Here is a 24,346-nt window from a genome sequence, read left to right as displayed (position 1 = left end):
GTTTTGAGTATATGTAACCTATTTAGACCTTCAAAGAAGAATTTAAGGAAGGGCAAAAATAGAAAACAAATGATTGGAGCAAGGTTAGCTTAAATTTATGGTTGTTTTAAGTGTATGCACTTTTTGAAAGCGCCTTGTTAGGCGAAGGTTAAAAAGTGAGGGTTCTTACTTGACCCCCAGTACCTTTGAAATTTTATGAAACACCTCATTGTTTTCATACACTCCTTGAAACGTATTTGATTGAGGACCATAGGCAAAAATGGGTACCATGGTGCCGGTGTGGTCATGGGTCGTAAAATCACCCTCGATAGTGTTGTTTTCTAAATTTCCCTGTGGAATGGTCAGACCCCCTGTCTCATGATCGGCGGTGATGATTACTAAGGTTTGCGGGTTCTTGTCCGCAAATTCAATTACTTTCGAAACCGCTTTGTCAAAGCTGATTCCTTCGGATATGACTCCGTCGATTTCATTTTCATGCCCATAAGAGTCGATCTTGGCTCCTTCTACCATTAAAAAGAATGGTCGGTTTTTTTGGGACAAGAATTGAAGGGCCTCCTGAGTAGCATTTGCCAGTACACCGCTATTGCTTTCCTTGGCCGTGGTATTCGCTATGAAAAATCCAACTTTATTTTCTTTTGAGTTTCCAATTTCTTTAAGGTTTGGAAGCAATGAAAAACCAGCAAAGTTGGATTGTTCTTTGGCTTGACCGTTTGAAATAAACAGAGAAAGGTCACTTTTCGAAAGATCGTTTAAAATATCTTCAGTCTGTGACCGATCTTTTTGATGTGCGAAAAAAGCCGAAGGGGTAGCTCCTGATATCTCGTCCGTCGTTACGATGCCCGAAACAAACCCTTTTTTAGACAACAATTCGGTTATATTCTCAATGGGTTTTCCATTTACGTCCACACCAATGGCCCTGTTCCGAGTTTTCTTACCCGTTGAAATTGCGGTTCCTGCCCCAGCAGAATCCGTGGTGAAATCATCTGCCGATTGAGTTTTTAAAAATCCGATATCCTTTAGTTGAGTCAACGTAAGTTCGCCTTTGTTGGCTAAAGCGGCCGCGGAGATTTGGGTAAGCCCATTGCCGTCGCCAATCATAAGGATAATGTTTTTAACCTTCTGATTTTGTTCTGAAGCGCTGAAGGTAGGCCGGTAAACTTTCGAAAAAACCTTGTTGCCGTATTCTCGATCATGGAGAGTTTTTGTGTATGAAACACACTCGAAAGGCATGTCGGTATTGATGAAATCTACGCCAAGCTTAACAAATGCTTTCCATGAAGTCTTTGAATCAGGAGTAGCCCAGAAACGAAAAGGTTTGCCAATGGCATGTGCCTTTTCTATGACGGATGATACTTTATTGTAGTCCTCAGCTGTGAGCCGTCCTTTCCCGTTCCAAGTTGAAAAGTTCTTGAAGCTCAGACTTACGAGTGCAATTTTATTTCTTGTTTTAGAGTCCGTAACTGGATCTAAGCTTTGATAGTCAAAAAAAATATAATCCGGATAATTCGTATAATCTTCGATTTTGGGTCTATTGCCTGATATAACAATATTTATATATTTCTTTGAAATGATTGCGGGGTACTTTTTTAAAACTTCGGTAATCGCTTCTAAGGTAGGGTATGCCTCAGATTTGATATCGATAAGAAGTTGAAAGGGCCTTTCAAAGACAAAGTCCATTTCTATATTTCTTTGCAGGGGTTCAAGATATAGGCTTTCCAAGGTTCGCCCGTTTACGATTTCAGCTTTGGTATGGGCCACCATTAGTTTGTCATCTTTCAAAAAGACGTCGGCCTCGACGGAAGAAGCACCAGCGGCAACTGCCGCATAAAAAGGAATATCTTGAAGGTAATCATTGTGGGAATGTACACGAAAACTTGGATCTTCCTGTGGGAATGCCATTTTAATGGCAAACAACAGGCATACGTATAAAGTCAATTTCTTCATAGGTGTTATTTTGTACGGGAGGACCAATTTAATATATTTTGACGGCACGTGTACCTGGAAACAGCAAAAACCGGCGACAATTCGACACCGGTTTTTCCTAAACTAACTCAAACTAGACTAACTCAAATAATCATGACGCTAAATTCGTGTTTCCATTTTTGTGTGGGGTTAACTAATCATGAAACTATCGTTAGTAAAACCTATACTTTATTTTTTTCCGAGTTGAAGTGTTTTTCCCGGCATGGATGTTGTATCCATTGGGAGTTTCAATACATCCAAAATAGTTGGGGCGATTTGATTGCTGAACAGTTGTTCGTTCTCTGTCACTTCACCACGGGGAGAAACTCCTTTTCCGAAGGCGATCAACCACACTTGATCGGCGCCCTTAATGTTACCTCCATGACTTTTCCAGGTTTCCAACGGGTTTGTACCGCGACCATGATCCGTTGAAATGATGAAAAGGGTGCTGTTGCGATAAAAGGGATCGTTTTGAGTAAACTGCCATAATTCCTTGATTAAAGTATCTGTTGTATGGGCTGAGGCCAGATATGCATCATATTCCCCGTCATGTGCGAAATCGTCGGTTTCCCCGTATGAAATGTATATAAACTCGGGATGGTTCTTCTTTAGCTCTTCCATGGCATAATAGTGGGTGAAAGCATCCATTCTAACGGTACTCCACGGACTTGGGACTTTGGGTTGTAATTTGTTCAAGAATTTTTCATTGACCGTCAAATCAGCACCCTTGGCCAATTCAAATCCCGCATTGACGGGCACTCCTGAACGCTCTTCGTTTATAATGAAAGGGAAAACATCCCAACTGCCAAAAGCGGCCACTTGGTTGACATAACGGGGGTCACGATTCGCAATTTCGAGTATAGTTGTATTGGGGTTGGGAATTTTGTCATTACTTGTAATGTTCTTATCGTCTGCCTTTCCTGTCAAAATCTCGTTATAACCGGGGTAGGAAAACCACATTTTATTGGTTAAGTTGACGTTGCTTCCCAAATTTCTATTGCCGTGCAATTGACCTATTTTCGAAACTTCTTGCCACAAAAAAGGCATAAGGGCCTCTCGTCTCTTTTCAGGGGTATTCCGCCAAAAATTTTTCTTGAGGGCCGTTGTATCGTGAACAAAATCAGTATTGGAAACCAGTAGAGGGTCGGCCCCGGAAAAGAGTTCCTGCCATCGAAAACCATCTAAGGTTATCAATACCACTTTCGTGTTATTTTCTTGGGCGTTCGTCGCGCTACAAAGGCACAGTAAGATTATAAAATAAAAGGCTTTACAATTATTCATTTGGATAGGGTTTTAAAAGATGAAATTGTTGACCAGTCGCTCCAGTTGAGGTATTGATCACGATAACGTACACGCCAGTAATAGGTTTTGTTCGGTTCTAGGTTTGCCGTCTTTTCATCGCTAAGGTCATCATTTTTTTGTCGATTTTCCATGTAATACCAGTTTTCGAACTGTTTCCAGCTATCGTAGATGGGTTTACTAAAATCTTTTGTCGACGAAATCTGCCAGTTTGAGGCCGCGTGAAAAGCATCGGCCATATTGCCTTTGAAATGACCGGCCTTTAGAACGATGTTGTTGAATTTGATTTCTTGATTTTTGACAGGCTCAATGGGGATTGGTGCGTCGGGTATGCTGTTGTTTTTCCAAATGGTAATGCTATCGGTAATTTCATTGTTCTTTGGGTTTATATTGTTACCGCGACTGATTCTTTTCAGTGTAAACTTGGGGTTGCTCCGATCACCGCTGACCTCCACCATTACAAAGCCGTATTCGTCTTGGGTCACCGTAAATTCATCATAGTCCTTTCCTTCGAATTCGCCCCAATTATCAATTGCGCCCCCGGCACTGGCAACATTTACCCAAAGATGTTTATGGTCTTTTGATTGTCCTCGTGAATACCCATGGGTATGTCCAAAAAAGTGAATGCTGGGCTTATTGGTTTTGTTGGTGAAATCTTCCAATAGATCGACCAATTTTCCAGTAAAGTCTTCTTCACCTGGAATCCATAGTTCAGATTTATAGGGGTGATGTAACTGCGCGAAGACAAAATCGATTTTGGGATCTTTTTCGGTTTTGGCCAAAACATCTTTCAACCACTCCAATTGCTGTCTCAAATCGCGGTACCCGTCGTTAGAATCTAGACCAATAATGCGTGTGTTCCCGTAATCTTTGTACCACCAGTGCTCGGCATAGGCGGGCGTTCCGTTCTTCGGAAGACTGAAATATTTAAAATAGAATTGGGTATTGCGCTCATGATTACCCAGCACAGGATAAACCGGTACTTGTGAAAAGAGCGGGTGGGAAGGTTTAAAGAAATGGCCGTTCCAATGATCATAATTGCTTCCGCTTGATACAAGGTCACCAGGAATCATCACCAAGGCGAGGTTGTCAGGTAGTGCACCTCCAAATTCTTTTTCAAGGTAGCTTAATATACCCTGTTGTAGGATTTCTCCAAATTTTTCGGGATGCTGCGAATCAATTTGCATATCGCTCATAGCTATCATATTGAACGATTCTTCATCTTCGGCAAACGGTGGTGTTTTGAATTGATAGATATCAGAACGCAAATTGCCGGTCTTGACCCTGTAGTAATAGACCGTGAATCGCTCTAGACCCTCTAATGTTACTTCATGAACCCGGGATTCTGAAAAGTTGATGTCAAAGGCACTTCCGGAAGATTTTTTTCCTAATTTCTGTGTTTTGCCCCATTCTACGGTGCTTTCCTCACCCGAAGAGGTTTCCCACATAATGGTTATTGCACTTGGCGAAGCATTCTGAAGATAAGGTTGTACTACAAATTTGGAGTCGCTTTTCTGGGCGTAACCTATGGTGATAAAAAATAGGCTAACTATCCCACTTAACTTTTTGATATTCATTTTGATCTAATTGGTTTGATTTTGTATGGTGGATAAGGCATTGTCGAGAATATGCATGGCCGATTCAAGTTCTTTCCTGGTAATGGTCAGAGCAGGGGCCAGTTGCAACACATTGCCTGCCGATACCTTAAAACTTAGTCCATTTTTTAAACAGTCATACATCACTTTTTCGGCTTCAAGTACAGCTTTTTCTTTGGTTTTTCTGTCTTTTACTAATTCAACGCCCCATAATAGGCCCAAGCCTCGAATATCACCGATGCAGGGGTACTTTTTTTGCAATTGACTCATAGCGGAACACATATACGCTTCATCTTCCTTGACCTTTCCAAGAATATTTTCTTCTTCGATAATTTCTAGAGTGGTCAATGCCGCGATCGATCCTAAAGGACTTTTTTCATGGGTATAATGTCCCAAAGAGATACTGCCAAAGCGATTGTATTCATCACGGGTTACAATAGCCGCTTGTGGTATGATACCACCGCCAAGGCCTTTGCCCAAACAAAGAATATCGGGTTCTATACCAAAGTGCTCAAAAGCGAACATTTTTCCAGTTCTACCCATAGCTATGGGTATTTCATCAAGTATCAACAGTACGCCGTATGTATCGCACAATCTTCGAGCTTCTTTCCAAAATGATTTTGAAGGGATTTGAACATCCGTGTTCCTGACAGTTTCGGCTAAAAAAGCTCCGATATCACCTTCTTTGGAAAAAACATATTCCAAATGTTCCAAACATTTATTTTCATTGCCTTCGAATATGCCGCGGTAGGTTATAGGGGGTGGAATGCGCTCTACGCCAGGGATAAGAGGCCCCATATGCTCCCTGAACACAGCTTCGCCACCTACACTTATGGCATCTAAAGAAGCTCCGTGAAATGAGTCCCAGAAGGAAACCACTTTGAAATTTCCGGTAACCGCCCGGGCTAATTTTAGGGCTATACCCACAGCCGAACTACCGTTGGGGGTCAATAGGGTACGATTCAGGTCGGCGGGCATTAGGGAGGCCAGTTTTTCCGCAAAATTAATGGCTACCTCATTGGTATATCGTCTTGTCGAGAAAGTAAGCGATTGTAGTTGCTCCGTTAATCGTGCTACCAACTTAGGATGTGAAAAACCCAATTGATGTACGTTGTTCCCATGAAAATCGAGGTATTTTTTGCCCACGACATTTTCAATATAGGAGCCGTGGCATGTTTTTAATACATCGAGACATGGGGTTGAGAGCGATTGATGTAGAAAATAACGGGCATCTTTTTCAAGAAGTTCCTTGGCCTCATTACTCACCGCTTCATTCAACCACTTTTCTCTTTCCGGGGTAAAATTGATATCACCTTCGGTACGTTTGTTAATTCCTATGTCTTGAGTGTTATCGTGCTGCATATGGCCCATGTTTTGAAAGAATTTCCCTTTTTTCGGAAGTATCGTCCAAGATAAAGATTTCATAGCTTTCACCTCCCTCGTCTACCCGTAAAACGATATGCCCGTTTTGACTTTTATATTGGTCGAGCCTATCACCGATTACATCTTTAGTTCCCTGTAACATAATGGTCGAAAAGAGGTCTCTTTCACCGGGATATAGGGCGGTCGAAGTCATTCTTCTTAATACCTCTTCCCCAGGATGATCGGCAGTCCAGTTTTGTTGTATCCAAACCCTTGGTCGCAAAGTTCGAACATAAAAGGGACTTTGAGAATCACGGTTGCCGTGATGGTTAAGGACTGCAACATCTACAGGCCCGATAACAGGAGCCGCATGGGCCTCTAAAGAATTGATATCGCTTGCACCTAATGCGGTCATCCCCGAAATATCGCCTCCGGTGAAGTAATTGAACGGACCATAATCTATGCGAATACAGTTGCTTAATGGGTTCTCTCCAGGATAGTCACCCTCTTCAAACAGGGAGAATACGTCGCCATCTTTATATCCCGTATAAATTTTTCCATTGGAGGCGATGTTCAAGACTGAAAATTCGGGATATTTTTTTGGGGCCGTATTCAAAGCGATTTGATTGCTTACACCTACTTTGAGGGCTTCATTTTTCAATCCAGATTCTTTTTGTTGAAATGCAATAAATTTCCAATATTCACGCAACGACGCTATCATGCCATATTTGTCTGACGAGAAACGTGGTTGTGCCTGTACCTTCGAATTTTTAAGATTCAGCGGATAGTCAAAACCGCGATCAATCAACTTTTTTATGGAAATATGGGTGCCAACCTCCATTATGCCGGTCAATTGATAGCCGCCTTCAGCAATTTGCCTCAGAGAATCGGCTTCTCCAAAATGGTCGTCATGGTAATGGGTAATCAAGGCATAATCTAACTGTCTCTTTCGGTTTTTTGGAAAAAACTGGTCGATATAGTCTACAATCCATTCAGGAGCCGATTTAGTGCGGTTAGGCATCATTTCGGCATTCCTCCTTGAGGTTGTTCGGGGGTGGGTCTCCGACATATCCCCGGCATCAACGAGCAGGGTGGTACCATCGGGAAAGATCATGAAGGCCGCATCACCACGCCCGGTATTGATGTGGTGAATATCAAGCATTCCTTCTTCCCAAGGGGGCAATTGTTGTGCTTTTAGCGAAAAAGAGATGATAAAGAGAGTCGATATATAGAAAAACAGTATTTTTTTCTGGTTCATTATCTCATTTTGGTCGTTAACATAGTCGTAGGCAAAATCTGTTTCGGTAGACCGTCAGCTTCTATGAATATGTCCAACCAACCATCACCGCCTCCGTTAAACCAAAGCACCTCTAAATCATGTTCACCTGCCTTCAGTTCAATGGTTCCGCCGTTTTCCTGAACACCGTGATCGCCATCGTTGTCTACAACCACTTGTTCATTGATTATTAACTTGCTACCATCGTCGGAACGGGTGTAAAAAGTATAGCGCCCTGATTTTTCAATTTTAATTTTGGTAGAGAACCGCACTGCTGTATTTCTTTTAATTTTATCCTTCAGTTCATCGGAGGTAATCTCAAAAACACGTCCGGTTAAGTCTGGTTTTTTATTATCAAGTTCCGGAATAAAAGATAATTGATCTAGATAAAATAGTTCAAAGCTAATAGGTTTTTCCGCAGTGCTTGGTTTTATTCTAAGAAAGGCCTCGGCAACCAAGCTTCTGATGTTATCGCCGATGAAAACGGCACTTTTGACCACTGTATTCCCGTCGACTTCGAAAGGGCCGTTGTAGGGTTCTGATATTTTCGATGGAAAGCTGCCATCAGTGGTATATCTTATTTTACCCGAGGTGTTCGGATTCTTTATTTTTACCGTCGCGGAAGTTGTAAAAAGGCCCCCGGCTTTTTTATAACCATCTGCCTCGGGAAGTATTATGGGCTGTTTTAACTGTTCCAAAATAGGATAGTCATCAGAAACTTCTAACCCTTCAAAAGCTGATGTAACAGGTTTTCCGATCCAGGCAACCGGTGTTTTGATGCCAAGGGCGAATGCGACCGTAGCCGCATTGTCATATTGATATACAGGGTATTCGATTTTGTGGCCTTTCTTTATCGATTTACCCCAAATGATGAACGGAATTTCAATTTCTTGGAGGGATTCACCACCATGGCCCTTGCCCATGCCCCCGTGATCAGCACTGACTATGACCAATGAGCTATCGCCTATTCCTGAAGTCTCAATGGCTTGCATCACCAGTTTTAAAAGTGCATCGGCTTTTTCTACGGACTTATAATATTCGGGCGATCCATGGCCAAACTCATGGCCTGCGTGATCGACATGATCAAAATGAATAAAGGTAAAATGGGCTTGCTTATCTTTGAGGTATTGGCTAGCCATACTTGCTGTTTCATCTTCCGTCTTTGGATTTCTGTCAAAGTCTACTGCATTCTTTTCGAATAGTCGACCGAAACCTGACCAATGATAAATAGCCCCAATTTCTGCGTTCTGTATTTGATGGTCGATGAGACGAAATATAGTAGGGAACAGAAAATCTTCACCTTGAGTAACTGCGGGCAGGGTGAAGTTGTCACGTTCCCATGCATTGGAGGTAATACCGTGCTGTTCGGGTCCTGCGCCCATAATCATAGAGGCCCAATTCGAACTTGAGCTTGTGGGTAGTACGGCCCTAGCGTGTAGGGTAGAAGCACCATCACGCATCAATTCGTCAAACATGGGGGTTTGCGCATTTTGCAGTCCGTCTGGGCTAAGGCCATCAAAACCAACAACAATGACATGTTCGATACCCATACCCTTTGGTCCTTGGGCATTACTAAAAAGCGACCATAGCACAGTTAAGGCTATGGTCAAAATCAAAGAGTAATGAAAGCGGAACTTAGTCAACATCCCACCAAAGTTTGGTATTGATGTTATCTGCGCCCATTCTTGAAACAGCGGCTTCATAATTCGCTTCGTTGGTCGCCTTTACCGAATTCGGATATTGAAAGCGAACGGGTACTTGTCCCCCATTTACGGCGTCAGGACCGGGAACTACTTCCGGCGATCCGGTGCGTCTCCAATCTGACCAGCCTTCAAATCCGGTATAAAAGAGTGAAATCCATTTTTGCAAATATATTTTTTCTAAAATTTCATCCGAGGAACCTGTAAGTGCCACAGCGGGCTGGGCCAAATAGGCGTCTAAATCGGTTTCTTGCATTGCGGTGGCAATTTCAGTCCACCCTCCTGCGGAAACTCTATCCGTATAGTATTCGAAGGAGGCACGAATCCCATTTTGATAGTATTCCTCCGTAGTCCCTACAGATATCCAGCCCTTCTCGCGAGCCTCGGCCAAAATAAACTGTAATTCTGAATAACTCATAATTATGGTCTGTGCGGCGGTGGGCGATGCTTGTTCCGGATTACAGGCACGGCAAGCGATTAGAATACCCAAGCGAGAGATAAAGTTTGAACCCGATTCATCTGGGTTGCCACTGGGGCTATACCCTAAAGCGGCTTCATCGTCTAAACCGTTGGGCATACCTACATAATCATCAAAATTATCGGAGTAGATTCCTTTACCGGAGGCAGAGGTGGGCTGAGCAAATACAACCAATCGCGTATCGTTCAAAGCTTTCAGGCGTGTCTCCAATGTTAAGCTCAGGCGAACTTCGTCAAAACTACCCGAACGGGTATCGTATTTAGACTGTGGATTATCAGAATTCCATTGTACCACAGCCATATCGGCATTGCTCTCGAAAATCGGATAGGTTGCTGGGTCACTCGCTATTTGTGTCATACCTGCTACCGCCTTGGCGTTGTCAACATCGCTGATTCGCATCAACAAACGAAGGCGCAAAGAATTAGCGAATTTTTGCCACTTGACGATGTCGCCTCCATAAAAAATGTCTCCTGATATATTGGCTTGACCGGCGAGTACGGTATTCGCTGTCTCCAAATCTTCAAGTATTCCATTATAGATAGTTTGCTGAGGGTCGAAAGCCGGGGTTACGTTGCCATCGCTTATACCCTGGGTAGCTTCGGTGTACGGTACATCACCATACGCATCGGTTACGTAAGACATTATCCACGACTTCATAATTAGGGCGACGCCGTAATAGTTTTGTGCCTCTGGATTATCCCTTGTATCCCGAATGATGTTTTCGACATCGCGTAGCGATGCATAGGCGTCATTGTAGGGTGTCCCAGACGGAGACCAGTTGTATATATCCCCACTTGTAAATTGTAGTCGGGCCCCATATTGTACGACCGTGAAACCCTCTTCCCATCCTTCATTACCCCATTCATAGGCCATTTCACGTTGAATTCCAGGAAGTAGGAGTTCTGGCTGGGCCGATGCCGGGAAATTAGGGTTTACGTTTATAGTGTCAAATTCATCGGTGCATCCAAGCATCATGAATATCAGTGCTGAAACAAAAGCTATTTTTTTCATTTTATTTAGAATTTTCATTTGGCTTGCCATTAAAAATCGACTTGTAGGTTAAAGGTAAAAAGGCGTGTACTTGGGTAAGACATGTTTTCAATACCTGGTTGAAGAGTTCCTCCCGATACCCCGACTACTTCTGGGTCAAAATGCGGGTTGTCCGTCCATAGCAAGAGATTTCTGCCTGTTACCGAAAATCGAGCGTTGGTTATGGGTAGATTATCGGTGATTTTCTTAGGCAATGAATACCCTAAAGTAACCTCTCGGAGTTTGGTATATGAGGCATCATATTTGGCAGCTTCGACATTATCACGTTCATAATACCTGTTATTAAAGGTTCGGGCATCGACATTCGTTGTATTCGGGGAGTAGACCGGATTCTCTGCAGTGCCGGTATTTACAACCCCCTCGGCTACAATACCGTTTTCCCTTCCTTCTAAAGTTTCCATCAACTGACCCGATGTGCTACCAATAGTCTTGGTACGAGAGATTACAATACCACCTTGTCTTGTGTCTAGTAAAAACCCGAGATCTATATTTTTATATCGGAAAGTGTTCTGCATGCCTAATGTAAAGTCCGGCGCATAATCGCCTTGATAGACGAGGTCATCGGTTCGAATCGGTATACCTTGCTGATTTATAATTTTTTGCCCGAAGAATTCGCTATTAGGGTCTTCCACACGTTGAAACCCTCTACCATAAATAGCACTTATCGAACCTCCTTCACGGGCCTGTATGAAGGCGCCGTTTCTTTCGGTCAAAGAAAAATTAACACCTCCCAAGTCCTTTACTTCGCTATTGTTCGCTGAAAAATTGAAGGTGGTGTTCCATCTAAAATTATCGCTAAGAACAGGCACCACATTGACAATGGCCTCAAAACCATAGTTGCGAACCTCCCCAGCATTGATGAGCTGACTAGAATAGCCACTGGAAATATCGGTATCGATGTTAATGATCTGGTTTCTCGTACTGCTATCGTAATAGGTGAGGTCAAAGTTCAAACGACTCTGAAAGAACCGCAAGTCAAGACCAAACTCATAGGAAGATGTAATTTCGGGTTTTAATTCAGCATTGGGAATCAATGCCGATTCCGTCAATATAGGAGTCGAACCATCAAAAGGGGTCTCGTTTCTATAAAAACTTCTCAATCTATAAGGGTCGGTGTCGTTCCCGACCTCGGCATAGGCCGCCCTAACCTTGGCGAAGGAGACCCATTCGGGCATATTAAAAATATCGCTTGCAATGGCGCTAAGTGTTGCCGATGGATAAAAGTACGAGTTGTTATCTTGGGGTAACGTACTTGACCAATCGTTTCGTCCGGTCAAGTCAAGAAAAAGCATACCGTCATAAGCGAAACGTGCGAAGCCGTAAATACTGTTTATTCTTTTTTCAAAATTGTTGGTATTGACTTGTACCGCTTGTCTCGAGTTATTGAAGGAATAGACCCCCGGGTTTATCAGTTGCGGGGCAACGCTCTTAGTAAAGTCTTGTTTTTGTCGTAGTTGGTTACCGCCCGCGGATATATTTACATTCCATTTTTCATTAAAGGTCTTATCATAACTTAAAAGAAAATCGGTGTTGCTTTCTTCAAAGAAGATATTGTCTTCTTGATAGGTGCCAAACGGAAACCGCTGTGTGCTAAATGCTCTTTTTCTCGGTCTAAAATCCCTGTAGAAATCACGGCCGCTTCGAAGTAAAAGCTTCCAATTCTCGCTGATATCGTAGTTGATACTTACATTTCCGAATATACGATCCTTGTCCTGTGCGTTGGTATTCTCGTACATCGTAAAGAAAGGGTTGTCGTGGTAGTTGTAGTTGTAATTAAACTGCTGTCTTCCTTCTAGGCCCGGTTGCCAGTAATCCCTTAAATTATTGGTATTCAGTTGACGACCGTACCATATGAACAGATACATAATACTTTCGGTACCGTAGCTTACAGAAGGTCTATTCTCGCTATCGGTTTTTACATAGTTCACGTTTGCATTGACCGTCACCTTGTCGGTTAGATTAAGACTTCCGGTAAGGCTAAAGGTGTTTCTTTTAAGATCGGTATTAGGCAATGTTCCTTCTTGATCCAAATTTTGATAGGAAAACCTCATATTGCCCATTTCACCAGATTTAGATATGGCAATACTGTTGGTAAGGGTCATACCGGTTTCAAAGAAATCTTTAGTGTTGTCAGGAGCTGATACCCAGGGCGTTGGGGTAATCGGCGCATCACTGACATAAATGTCTCCCCCACGGGTTCCGTCCGTTCTTGGAGAATCAAATTGTGGAATCAACAGACCAGTGTCAAGTGGAGGGCCCCAGCTCTCGTCAACCCCATCTGCGATACCTGAACCGCTACCATCGACGAACTCAAACTGTTGGTTATTTCCCTGACCATATCGATTTTGCCAATCAGGCAACATCATAACATTCTCAACGGTTACCCCGGTATTGAATGAAACACCAAGTCGGCCGCTTCTTGATTTCCCTTTTTTGGTAGTAATAATAATTGCTCCATTAGCAGCCCTGGCACCGTAAAGAGCCGCTGCGGCAGGTCCTTTTAGAACGTTCATGGATTCGATGTCTTGAGGGTTGATTTCAGCAGCACCGTTTCCGTAATCCACATCTTGGGTTCCAGAACCGTTCGAACCTACTATTTCATTACTGATGGGGGTACCATCTACAATGAAGAGGGGCGAGTTGCCGTTAATGTTCAATGACGCATCACCTCGAATAGACACCCTGGCCGAGCCTCCCAACCCAGAAGGGCTATTGGTTATTTGTAGACCTGCCACCTTTCCGGAAATACCGTTCAATAGATTGGGCTCTCGAGCATTTACGACCTCTTCGTTATCCAACTCTTGAGAAGCATACCCCAATGATTTTTTTTCCCTTTCGATGCCCAAGGCCGTGACGACAACCTCATCAAGCTGTTGGGAATCAGGTTGTAAGGTAATGATGCCCGAGGTCTGCCCTGAAGTATTGAACTCCTGAGTGATGTAACCTATATAGGATACTACCAAAATTTCACTTTCTGATGGCAATTCTATTTCGAAATTACCGTCAAAATCGGTGGCAACACCGGTTGAGCTTCCCTTAATAACTACGGAAGCACCGGGTAAAGGAACGTTGTTCTCATCGAATACCGATCCTGTAAAGGTGGTTTGAGAGGTGGCGACGATACTTGCCAACAGGGCAAATACCATAAGAAGTAGTGTTCTTTTCATTTTTTAGTATTTGTAAACTTTTCTTAAATCTTTGCAAACAAATATCATATCTGTTTGTAAACTCAAAGTACTATATATATTATTTTAATGCAACATTTAGTCAAAATACTTTATGAAATTGTTAACTTTTTTTATTTACAAATATTCAAATGTAGATTTTTAGTATATTATAATTTTATAGGCATGTAATTTTTTATTTCTTAAACGGCTTATACTTTTTCTCATACGTATAAGTTACTTATAGCATCAATATTATCTCATTGATTTCTTTAATATGGAAGATTATCTTATCGGTATCGGAAAACGAATCAAGGAAATTCGAAGGAAGGGTGGTAAAACAATAAATGAAATTGCCATTGGTGCCGATGTCACAGGTGGTTTGATCTCTAGGATCGAAAATGGCCGTACCATTCCATCACTACCCGTACTCTTGAAAATCATAGCTACTTTAGAAGTGGAGGTTATTGAGTTTTTCAATGGGATGCCCAAGGTAAATGGTTCAAATTATATTCTTTCTCGAAAAGAAGAGTATTCCACCATAGAAAAGGAAGATGAAGCCGTTGGATTTTCTTATACCTATATTTTTGGAAAGCAACTGTCTACCCTTGGATTTGAAACTGTCTTGCTTAAAGTGGCTCCCGGTTCGGAACGTGGGAAGGTTACTACGGATGCCTATGAGTTTAAATATATGTTATCTGGGGAATGCTCGTATATCATCGGGGAGGAAGAGGTGTTGCTTAAAGAAGGCGATTCCATTTTCTTTGATGGTCGAATTCCGCATGTTCCTATTAACAAAAGTTCTGTGGCTTCGACCATGTTGGTGACATACTTCTTTATTTAAAGGGTTTAGAGCCGGAATCAAACATTACTCAAATATTAATCGAGCGATTATTATGTAGTGATATACCTGGTAAGTTCGGTCAACGAGGTAAGCACATAGGTCGGGTCGGCCGATTGCAACTGATCTGCGGTATGAGCGCCCGTAGTGACCCCTATTGTAACTCCACATCCGGCATTTTTTCCCTCTTCGATATCTATGATGGAGTCTCCTGCCTTTAATACATTAGCAGCGTTCCCTACCTGTAAGAGTTCCATTGCCCTGTGGATCATCGCAGGATGGGGGCGCCCTTTGCTCACGTCGTCTGCCGTAATCAAAGCATCGTAGTGGATACCTTCTACCCAGTTCATTTTTTTTAGCAATAGGTTGGCTATTTTACTATTATACCCCGTATTGAGTGCGACTTTGATACCGCTCGATCGGAGATGGGACAATGTTTCTTCCACACCCTCGAAGGAGGAGACCTGAAGTGTTTCATAGGCCTGGTCCAAAAGTTGCTTGAAATCCTCAAAAATGGGTTCTGAGGGTTCAGTGCTCGAATCGACATCGATGGCTTTTAAAATATCCTTTATGGCCTGATGTTTTTCCTTACCGGCGCCGTGTTCAAGAACGAAAGCCAAGGTAAGGTCATACCCCTTTTTATTGATGGCTTTTTGAAGTGTTTTGTACACAACATTATCTTCGTTTACTACAGTGCCGGCCATATCGAAAACCGCAAGATCTATATTATACATGTTCTAAGTTAAAAATTGAATTAATGTTTTGTTTTGCGAATCCAGCGCTTCCCGTCATACCCTTGCCTCCAATACCAGTTACGATATGTATATCCCGATCAACCGTGTGTTGAAAAATGTCGCTATTTTTACATTGGGCATAAAGTCCGTACCAGCGACTTTGAATCTCATAGGTGGGAAGATCAAATATTTTCTTGGCTTCCTCGATAATAAAGTTGTCAATATCCATATTTAAATCCATTCCCAGATCATCGATTTTACCGGCAGGGGCATATTCATGTGAGTCTCCAAGGATAATGGAGCCGTCGAGAGCTTGTTTGAATAAAACATGGACGCCCCATCGGTTTTGAAAAGCATTCTGGTCTTCCCTTTCTTTGATTTTGGGGTAAGAAGTGCATTCTTTGAAGGCTTCATATCTTCGAATCGACAAACCGGTCAAAACAGAGCTTGGCAGACGATAATTTGGTTGTGGTTTAGTCTGCATCATCTGTAATTTAGAGACCACCAAATCGCTTTCGGCGAATAATTTAGGGTAAAGGGTTTTAAAGTTATGGCCGTTACAGATTATGACCTTTGAACTAGAAAGCAAAAGATGCTGCGAAGTATAAACTTGAACACCATTTTTTAACGTATCACATTCTAGTGCGGTCTGGTTCATGTAGATATGAAGGCCAAGCTCTTTGAGGTAGCCGTGCAACTTGTTGATCATTATACGTGGCTCGACTTTCACTTCTTCCGGAAAATATAATCCCGCCTTAACATAATCGTTACGCAGCCCTACATATCTCGTTAAACACTCAGCTTTAGTGAGAAGTTCAGAAGGATATGCATTCTTGATATTGATATCGCGCAATTCTTCCAACAACTGCACCTCTTCCGCATTTGAAGCAATGTAGATGCTCCCTTCTTGCTGTACCGAAATATCAAACTTCTTTTGTATTTTTTTATAGATGCGTAGGCTTTCACGTCCGTATTTCTGCCACTTGGAGTCCATTCCAGAAGGAACTACCTGTCCAAAATTCCGAACAGTGGCCCCTTGTGGCTTTCCATCTTTTTCCAAAAGGGCAACTTTAAGACCCTTTTTAATGGCATGATACGCATGAAAGGTTCCCAAAACGCCACCACCCACTACAATCAAGTCGTATTCATTGTTCATATGTCTACCATATAAAGTTCGTTTTCTAGTTCTTCACGGTCTTTTTTGTATTTTCTTCTAAAATAGAATAATGATATTATCGATATCGAACAGCCGATGACTGAAATTATATAAGAACCCTCAATAAAAAATTGCAACCACGAAATGGTGCTCTGCCCAAAATTTTTATACAGTAAGACGGCCATGCTTCCAAGATACCCAAATGCATCGGCAATATAGATCAAGTACCCTGCATTGCCCTTAATGCGAAAGGTCGCAATCATTCGGTCAAAAAAGATGCAATTAAAAGGGACATAGCAAGTATAGAGCCCAAGGCCTACTAAAATCATCCAAAATGCCGGGCCGATTATCGCGGTTTGAAACAACAAGGTGCTAATACCTACTAAGATTGCTCCGAATATCAGCATAAAGTGATAAGAAATAAAAGCCTTGTAATTGTTTTTAACAAAAGCGAAAAGAGCTATGGACAGTAGAACAATAATGGCTATAGGGATTTCCGATAGGGTATAAATGGCCGCATCGTTCTCATATCCTACAGCATCCCATATCTCTCTTGAAAAATTGTCGCGGAAATCACGCATTGCAGTCAAACACACATAAAAGAAAACTAAAATTACGATAGGAAGGAAAAAGTTGGCCAATACTTTTTTACGGTCCTCCCTGCTCATGGGAAGCCGCTCTTTTCGAAGTCGCTTATCTTCTCCGGTCGGAGGAGGTACCTTTTCGAGAAGAAGCGCAAAACCCATAAAAGGCAGTATGAAAAACGCGCCCGTGACCGCTGGCATCCACAGTTCCGATACCCCCATGGAGTTCATTACCATGAGCCCTGCCGATTTGACTACACCGCTAGAGACAATGAAGCTTGAACAAAGAATAACGCCCAATATTTCGGTGAACTTACGTCCTTCGATATATGAAAAGACCACGCCCCATACCATACCAAGAGACAAACCGTTGACCAACATTAAAGCAATATTATAAGGAGAGGGAACCAAGCCGAACAATACAAGACTGAGTTCGGCAGTCGCGATCATTACCAAAAGATAAGGGAGGCGACTTTTACTTTTGAGTTCGGAAATCAACTTGATACCAATAAATTTAGAGAGCATATAGCCAATGACCTGGGTAATGATCAGCACAATTTTGTAATCTATGCCTATAAAGAAGAGATTTTCATAGGTCGCTACTGTAAAAGGCTTTCTAAAGGCATACATGCAGAAATAGGTGCCGAAAGCTGCCAGCGAACCATGGGCCAAAAACCGAATATCTTTTTGACTAATTTTCAAATTCTTTCTTAAGAGTTTACAAATAGTAAAAAATAGATTTACAATATTCGTTATTTTTTTACTATTTGTAACTTTTTGAGCGTTAAGAAATGCTTACCATGTAATTATTTAATCTTAAATTTTCCTTTTTAGGGGGTCTTTAAACCATTAATAACAACCAGTGGGCGATGTTATTTAAGATAGGTTTCGCTTCATGCTATCCACGGATTTACCAAGGACATGAATTAATTAACAACTTAAACGGGAAATAAAGCCATTTGTCCATTTTTCATTCGGACACTACAAATTATTCTTAATTTTCGGTCACCAAAAGAATTTAACCTAATACACCCAAACCATGATTTTTGAGATTACTTCCCGCAAGGAATGGATGGACATTTTGGAGTCGGTTGACACTTATGACGTGTATCACACGTACGACTATCATCAGTTATCCCTTAAAGAGTTCGAGAGGGCTATTTTAATGGTATATGTAGAAAATGACGCTTTGGTAGGCATTCCGTTGATAATAAGACCTATCCCCGACACAAATCTTTTTGACGCCACTTCTGTCTATGGATATCCAGGTCCTGTTTCCGCAGGCATAACCTCGGACTTTGACGCTTCGAAAATGGCCAAGCAGGTCCACTCATATTTAAGGGAGAATAATATAGTTACCGTGTTCTCGAGGCTTAATCCGTATATCCACAATCAATCCCTTATTTTAGGAGAAATGGGGTCAATAAATATTGCCGGTCCGATTGTAGGTATTGATCTTACCCTGAATATTACACAACAACGTGAGCGCTTTTCGAGACGTTTGAAGACACAGTTGAACAAGGCAGAGCGAAATATAATAGTTAGGGAGGGTAATGGAATGGAAGACCTTGCCTTATTCCATGAAATTTATACCGAGTCTATGGATCGACTCAACGCGGTCGACTGCTACTATTTTCCGCTTCAATATTTTATAGATTTGTTCGATTCCGACCAAATAAATGCAAAGCTCCTGTTAGCAGAATGCAAAACTACAGGGCAGGTCATGGCCGGAAGCATCTTCACCCTATCGAAAGATATAGTACAATACCATTTAAGTGGAACTTATAATGAGTTTTTAGATGCCATGCCGTCAAAACTTCTTATCGACTACATGCGAAAGCATTGCAGCAATAAGAGCTTTCTACACCTCAACCTCGGAGGCGGTCTTGGATCGAATACCGATGGACTTTTCCGATTTAAAAAATCATTTTCACCTTCGTTGAGATCCTTTACTTTATGGAGCTACATTGTCAATAAGAAGGCTTACAAGAAACTGGTAAAGAAACACAAAGCGAAAAACCTTTCCGATACCCTCTTATTTCCAGAGTATCGAAGATAATGGATTAACCTTATCATTGAGGCATCCGGAATCGGTAAAATCGTGTACATACAGTTTATAAAATCGGTAGTATCTTTAGTGTTAATTTATACCCACGTGTATGCAGCTAATTGGGTATTCTCATAAAGTATAAAAGTTTTTGAGGGTAAAGATTTTCAAAGTCAAAATCCCAATTCGGCCGTGAATTTTCAAGAGCCCCCACTATATTCATAAAGGTTTTATGGAATTTGACAAGAAATATCGTTTCTTCTTTGACCTCTTTATGCGAGGTACGGTATCCCCCTTCTATGCCAATAGGGTAGGAAATGTACTTACCGACGAAGTAGTTTTTAGTAGTGAGGAAACACCTCTTGCCTTTGAAAATGTAAAAATTTCAACAGTTTGGGACGTTCCTGAGTATCTCGAGGTGTCACTAAAGGAAAGACCCGAGCAGGTTAGGGTGTCTAAAATCAGACAATATAAGGGGTATTTGATCGATCTATCAAAATTTAAAAAGGTAGAAGATTACCTGACCGATCAACTGAGTTCAAGAAACAGAAAGAAATTAAGATCGAAGAAGAGAAAGCTCGAATCAGAATGTAGTATTCGATATGTTTTTTACCATGGTCAAATTGAAAAAGATGAGTATCAACGCCTTTTCTCCGAGTTGTACGATATGCTTGATAATAGGTTTGAAGAAAAGAAAACGGCAAACCATAATTTACCCAATTGGCAGTACTATCGCGACTTGGTATATCCGATGATTTTGAAGAAGCGGGCCTCTTTATTCGTCATTTATGACCAAGAAAAACCTATTACTATAGCCCTTCAATTCCATTTAAAACAAACGGTGTTCAGCTACATTCAATCGTATCATATTGACTATTCGCAATATAATATGGGTGACATTTGTATGTTGAAACGATTGGAATGGTGTTTTGAGCAAGATTATAGAGTTTTAGACCTTTCCATGGGAGTAACCGATTATAAAATAAAATGGTGCAATCATCATTATGATCTCTATTTTCATGTTTTCTACAAGGCAAACTCCATCAGTACCTTGTTCAAGGCCAAAATACAATGTGAAAAGCTAAGGTTTAAGCAATATTTGAGAGACCGGAATATTCTAGGAAAGCTTGTTCGCTACGATAAGATTAAGTATCGAATCGGTCAGCTACGGGGATAAAAAAGGGTTTATATAATAAAACCTCAACTACCTAAATAATGGTGGTTGAGGTTTTTTTTGGTGGAGAATACCGGAGTCGAACCGGTGACCTCTTGCATGCCATGCAAGCGCTCTAGCCAGCTGAGCTAATCCCCCAAAATTTCAGGCTTCAAAGAAAATACTTTTTACGAACCTATCAAAATACTTCTCAATCTTTCTTGACACTCAGTACCAACACGGGAATTCGGGAAGAAAACTCAGATTTTGGAATGGTATTCTTTTCCCAAAGGCTTTTAAAGAATCCACGTTTTCTTCTAAATACACACAAAAGGTCAGGATGCTGTGATTGAAAATGTTCTAGAACCCCCAAATAAGTCGTCGGAGCTTCAGTAATGGTCATTTGCGAACTAATGTCCATTAGTGCAGTGTTAATTTTTAAGTCATCATCTGTGTAACCTGGGGTTTTGACCAACAAAAGATTGACTTTGGCTTCGAACTTATTCTTTATTTCTACCAGAGGGTTGAGAATTCGTTTTCTTTTTAAAATACCTGATTTAAAAGCCGTTAAAATAGTTTTCAAGGGCTTAAGTGTGCTACCTCGAGGCACAATCAAGGTCGGAATATTGGTTCGCTTTATTATACGGCCAGAGACATTCCCCAAGAAGAGCTCTTCGGTAACCTCGTTGCTCCTTGGGGCAATGATAATAAGATCGATTCCCAGTTCTTTGTCGATTTCTTTAAGGCCGTCTATAATGTCACCGTTATAGGAGGCCATTTTTATTTCTATGCCCTTGGCATCGACTTTGTCGATGACTTCCTTTAAGCGTTCTTTTCCACTTTCGGCGACTTTTTGTTCTACATTGACTAAGCTTTTACCGGCCCCGACAGAGACGTTGTGGACTTCCATGACAAAAATCTTAGAAGAGAACTCCTTGGCAAAATCAATGGCATATTGCAAAGTGTGAAAAGCATCAAGGGAAGTGCCTATAGGCACAAGTATATGTTTCATTGGTGTAGCGATTTATCCATTAAATTTACAATTAAAATGTAATCAAAGATGATTCGATGTGCAAAGATATCGGAAATACCCCATATTCTTACCATTGTCAAAGCGTGTACGTCCCATATGATCGAAAAAGGCATTTTTCAATGGAACGATGAATACCCTTCTAAAGAAGCTTTTGCCAAAGACATACAAAGAAACGAGCTTTATGTGTTGGAAGAGCGCGGTAGAATTATTGGAACAATCGTGGTTTCAACGCTGATGGATGCCGAATATGTTCCTGTAACCTGGTTGACACCCAATACTAATAATCTTTACATACATCGACTTTCCGTTCATCCAGATCGTCAGGGAATGGGTTATGCCCAAAAGTTAATGGACTTTGCCGAAAACTACGCCCTTGAAAACGGTTTTGAGTCGATACGCTTGGACACCTTCAGCCAAAACAAACGCAACCAGCGTTTCTACGAGGCCAGAGGCTATCGAAAGCTAGATGATATTTACTTTCCAAAACAGAGTCAACATCCTTTTCATTGTTACGAATTAGTGTTGTAATTTGGCCCACTTGATGGCTAAGGTTACTTTTAAAAGTATTAATAATTTGGCGATTCCGGCCACTATTGCCGGAATCGCCGAACCCTTATTGTCCATTACCGATACGGCCATCGTTGGCAATATACCTGTAGATGGATTGGAATCGCTGGCAGCTGCGGGTATCGTGGGCTCGTTCCTCTCTATGCTGATTTGGATTCTAGGGCAGACACGAAGTGCGATTTCCGCCATTATTTCACAATATTTGGGAGCCGGTCGGTTGGAAGAGGTCAAAACATTACCTGCCCAAGCTATTTTTTTGAATATCGGCCTGAGCATCTTGGTATTATTGTCCACCATTTTCATTGTTGAGGAAATTTTTGAGCTACTCAATGCTTCGGGCAAGATTCTCGATTTTTGCATCTCATACTACGCTATTCGGGTATGGGGCTTTCCGTTGACCCTTTTTGTATTCGCCGTAATGGGTATTTTCCGTGGCTTACAGAACACCTATTTTCCTATGTTAATAGCCCTGGTTGGTGCGCTTTTAAATGTTGTTTTGGATTTTATACTCGTGTATGGCATCGAGGGATGGCTAAGCCCTATGTACCTAGAAGGAGCGGCGTGGGCCAGTTTGATCTCCCAAATGATAATGGCTATCATGGCCTTTGTTCTACTCCTATGGAAGACAGACATAAGTCTCAAGTTAAGGCTGCCATTACATACAGAGCTTGGTCGGTTGGTGATCATGAGCCTGAACCTTTTTGTTCGTGCGTTGGCCTTAAATACCGCATTGATCCTGGCCGTTCGTGAGGCAACAGATCTCGGGCCAAGATACATAGGCGCCCATACCATAGCCATTAATCTTTGGTTATTTTCCGCTTTTTTTATCGATGGGTACGGAGCCGCCGGAAATATTATGGGAGGCAGGCTTTTGGGCGCTAAGGATTATGATGGATTATGGTCATTGGCCAGAAAAATAATTTCCTACGGAATGCTTGTCAGCTTTGTTCTCGTGGCAGTAGGTTTTCTCTTCTACAGACCTATAGGATATCTTTTTTCGAAGGAACCGGAAGTTTTACATGCCTTTTTTGCCATCTTTTTTATAGTACTAATAGGGCTACCTATTAATACAGTGGCGTTTGTTTTTGACGGTGTATTCAAGGGAATGGGAGAAATGAAATATTTAAGGAATACATTACTTGTGGCCACCTTTTTGGGGTTTGTTCCCCTACTTTTTCTCGGAAAATATCTCAACTGGGGGCTTTATGGAATTTGGGTGGCATTTACGGTCTGGATGGCCATTCGAGGAGGGGCATTGGTTTGGAAGTTCCGTAGAAAATTTCTGCCGCTACTACAAAACACCTAATTTTGGGAGGTAAAAAAGATACAGAGGAAAAGATTAATCCAGTAATTTCGTAGCATGCAAACTACAAGAGAGAACGGAAGCATATATACCGAGATAAATGGCCATGTAGCCACGGTAACTTTTGGCCATCCGGCAAGCAACTCATTTGTTGCCGAGATGTTGGACCGATTGACCGACGAATTGGAAAAACTTTCGGACAATCAAAACGTTACGATAGTCGTTTTAAAATCAGAGGGGGATCGCGCTTTTTGTGCTGGGGCTTCTTTCAATGAGTTAATGGCCGTCTCAAACCTTGAAGAAGGGAAGGTTTTTTTCAATGGTTTCGCCAAGGTGATCAATGCCATGCGTGTATGCAAGAAGGTTATTGTGGGCCGAGTACAGGGTAAAGCAGTAGGGGGCGGTGTGGGATTGATCGCCGCATGTGACTATGTATTTGCTTCGGTCGATGCCTCTATTCGCTTGTCGGAGCTTACCATTGGTATTGCACCGCTGGTAATCGCCCCTGCGGTCGAAAGAAAAATCGGCATTGCTGCACTTTCCGAACTCTCCCTCGCCCCCACGGAATGGAAAAATGCCTATTGGGCGCAAGAAAAAGGACTTTTTTCAAAGGTTTTTGAATCCCGTAAGGAAATGGATAAGGAATTGGATTTTTTCGTGGTGAAGTTGTCATCGTATAATCCAGAGGCGTTGCAAGATTGGAAAAAAACCCTTTGGGAAGGAACAGCACATTGGGATACCTTATTGATATCACGTGCCGCCCTCACTGGCAAGCTCGTGCTTTCCCAGTTTACAAAAAATGCCTTGGCCAAGTTCAAAAGCAATTAATTAATTCTTAATCTGACATGGGCGGAAACCTGATTTTTTTAACATTAGCGGTAGTAGTCATTGTGATATACATTATCAATCGTATGAGAGGGAATAAAATGCGGCGTAAATAATAAGTAAATAACCTTCACGTTCTATTTCAAAACCAAGTATATGTCTATTGTAAATTTTTTAAACGGGGACCTTATCTTTCCTTTTTTGATTTTGCTAGTGC

The 24,346-nt window shown here is 41.8% G+C and carries 18 protein-coding genes and 1 tRNA gene; 6 read left to right on the top strand and 13 right to left on the bottom strand.

Features of this window, described 5'->3' with window-relative positions; all coding sequences use genetic code 11:
* Positions 1-165: 165 nt before the first annotated feature.
* The 8 genes from F2B13_RS12245 to F2B13_RS12210 form a co-directional block, all read right to left on the bottom strand.
* Positions 166-1,944: an alkaline phosphatase gene (locus F2B13_RS12245; RefSeq protein WP_232622878.1), complete on the bottom strand. Its 1,779-nt coding sequence runs from the start codon at positions 1,942-1,944 to the stop codon at positions 166-168.
* A 207-nt stretch (positions 1,945-2,151) separates the two neighbouring features.
* Positions 2,152-3,243, bottom strand: a complete 1,092-nt coding sequence (locus F2B13_RS12240) for an alkaline phosphatase family protein (RefSeq protein ID WP_149273463.1) — start codon at positions 3,241-3,243, stop codon at positions 2,152-2,154.
* A complete protein-coding gene (locus F2B13_RS12235; protein WP_149304335.1) occupies positions 3,240-4,838 on the bottom strand; it encodes a fibronectin type III domain-containing protein in 1,599 nt (532 codons plus the stop codon). Before F2B13_RS12235 ends, F2B13_RS12240 begins: the two co-directional genes overlap by 4 nt.
* A 6-nt stretch (positions 4,839-4,844) precedes the next feature.
* Positions 4,845-6,218, bottom strand: a complete 1,374-nt coding sequence (gene pbfA / locus F2B13_RS12230; RefSeq protein WP_149304334.1) for a (R)-1-hydroxy-2-aminoethylphosphonate ammonia-lyase — start codon at positions 6,216-6,218, stop codon at positions 4,845-4,847.
* Positions 6,205-7,476 carry a ComEC/Rec2 family competence protein gene (locus tag F2B13_RS12225; RefSeq protein ID WP_149304333.1) on the bottom strand — a complete coding sequence of 424 codons (1,272 nt, stop codon included), beginning with the start codon at positions 7,474-7,476 and terminating at the stop codon, positions 6,205-6,207. The genes pbfA and F2B13_RS12225 overlap by 14 nt, the downstream gene beginning before the upstream one ends.
* Positions 7,476-9,140 carry an alkaline phosphatase family protein gene (locus F2B13_RS12220; protein ID WP_198440119.1) on the bottom strand — a complete coding sequence of 555 codons (1,665 nt, stop codon included), beginning with the start codon at positions 9,138-9,140 and terminating at the stop codon, positions 7,476-7,478. Before F2B13_RS12220 ends, F2B13_RS12225 begins: the two co-directional genes overlap by 1 nt.
* The gene (locus tag F2B13_RS12215; protein WP_198439686.1) at positions 9,130-10,683 is read right to left on the bottom strand and encodes a SusD/RagB family nutrient-binding outer membrane lipoprotein; all 1,554 of its coding nucleotides are present in this window, start codon (positions 10,681-10,683) and stop codon (positions 9,130-9,132) included. The genes F2B13_RS12220 and F2B13_RS12215 overlap by 11 nt, the downstream gene beginning before the upstream one ends.
* 29 nt (positions 10,684-10,712) lie before the next feature.
* Positions 10,713-13,889, bottom strand: a complete 3,177-nt coding sequence (locus tag F2B13_RS12210; RefSeq protein WP_149304331.1) for a SusC/RagA family TonB-linked outer membrane protein — start codon at positions 13,887-13,889, stop codon at positions 10,713-10,715.
* 274 nt (positions 13,890-14,163) lie between these two features.
* On the opposite strand from F2B13_RS12210, the gene F2B13_RS12205 reads away from it, so the two are divergent.
* Positions 14,164-14,730, top strand: a complete 567-nt coding sequence (locus F2B13_RS12205) for a helix-turn-helix domain-containing protein (RefSeq protein ID WP_149304330.1) — start codon at positions 14,164-14,166, stop codon at positions 14,728-14,730.
* 50 nt (positions 14,731-14,780) lie between these two features.
* Here the strand turns inward: F2B13_RS12205 and F2B13_RS12200 are convergent, their stop codons facing one another.
* The 3 genes from F2B13_RS12200 to F2B13_RS12190 are packed head-to-tail and all read right to left on the bottom strand — an operon-like array spanning position 14,781 to position 17,903.
* Complete coding sequence (locus F2B13_RS12200) at positions 14,781-15,461, bottom strand: phosphonatase-like hydrolase (RefSeq protein WP_149273446.1); 681 nt, start codon at positions 15,459-15,461, stop codon at positions 14,781-14,783.
* On the bottom strand, positions 15,454-16,617 hold the full coding sequence (locus F2B13_RS12195; protein WP_149304329.1) for a TIGR03364 family FAD-dependent oxidoreductase: 1,164 nt from the start codon (positions 16,615-16,617) through the stop codon (positions 15,454-15,456). The genes F2B13_RS12200 and F2B13_RS12195 overlap by 8 nt, the downstream gene beginning before the upstream one ends.
* Positions 16,614-17,903: a DUF5690 family protein gene (locus tag F2B13_RS12190; RefSeq protein WP_149273442.1), complete on the bottom strand. Its 1,290-nt coding sequence runs from the start codon at positions 17,901-17,903 to the stop codon at positions 16,614-16,616. Before F2B13_RS12190 ends, F2B13_RS12195 begins: the two co-directional genes overlap by 4 nt.
* 337 nt (positions 17,904-18,240) lie before the next feature.
* Between F2B13_RS12190 and F2B13_RS12185 the strand changes: the two genes are divergently transcribed.
* Positions 18,241-19,260, top strand: a complete 1,020-nt coding sequence (locus tag F2B13_RS12185; protein ID WP_149273440.1) for a peptidoglycan bridge formation glycyltransferase FemA/FemB family protein — start codon at positions 18,241-18,243, stop codon at positions 19,258-19,260.
* 220 nt (positions 19,261-19,480) lie between these two features.
* Complete coding sequence (locus F2B13_RS12180) at positions 19,481-20,425, top strand: GNAT family N-acetyltransferase (protein WP_149304328.1); 945 nt, start codon at positions 19,481-19,483, stop codon at positions 20,423-20,425.
* A gap of 58 nt (positions 20,426-20,483) precedes the next feature.
* Here the strand turns inward: F2B13_RS12180 and F2B13_RS12175 are convergent.
* Positions 20,484-20,560 (bottom strand) — tRNA-Ala (locus F2B13_RS12175).
* A gap of 52 nt (positions 20,561-20,612) precedes the next feature.
* Entirely contained in the window at positions 20,613-21,413 is an 801-nt protein-coding gene (locus tag F2B13_RS12170; RefSeq protein ID WP_149273436.1) for a universal stress protein, read from the bottom strand.
* 48 nt (positions 21,414-21,461) lie between these two features.
* Between F2B13_RS12170 and F2B13_RS12165 the strand changes: the two genes are divergently transcribed.
* The 3 genes from F2B13_RS12165 to F2B13_RS12155 are packed head-to-tail and all read left to right on the top strand — an operon-like array spanning position 21,462 to position 24,132.
* Complete coding sequence (locus F2B13_RS12165; protein WP_149273434.1) at positions 21,462-21,962, top strand: GNAT family N-acetyltransferase; 501 nt, start codon at positions 21,462-21,464, stop codon at positions 21,960-21,962.
* A gap of 13 nt (positions 21,963-21,975) precedes the next feature.
* Positions 21,976-23,307, top strand: coding sequence for an MATE family efflux transporter (locus F2B13_RS12160; RefSeq protein ID WP_394348970.1), 1,332 nt, complete (start codon positions 21,976-21,978; stop codon positions 23,305-23,307).
* 54 nt (positions 23,308-23,361) lie between these two features.
* Positions 23,362-24,132: an enoyl-CoA hydratase/isomerase family protein gene (locus tag F2B13_RS12155; RefSeq protein WP_149273430.1), complete on the top strand. Its 771-nt coding sequence runs from the start codon at positions 23,362-23,364 to the stop codon at positions 24,130-24,132.
* Positions 24,133-24,346 lie beyond the last annotated feature (214 nt).

The sequence above is a fragment of the Pareuzebyella sediminis genome (genome assembly GCF_008367235.1).
Classification (GTDB): Bacteria; Bacteroidota; Bacteroidia; order Flavobacteriales; family Flavobacteriaceae; genus Pareuzebyella; species Pareuzebyella sediminis.
The sequence above is the reverse complement of the archived record's forward strand: the minus strand, read 5'-3'. Positions and strand labels throughout refer to the sequence as shown.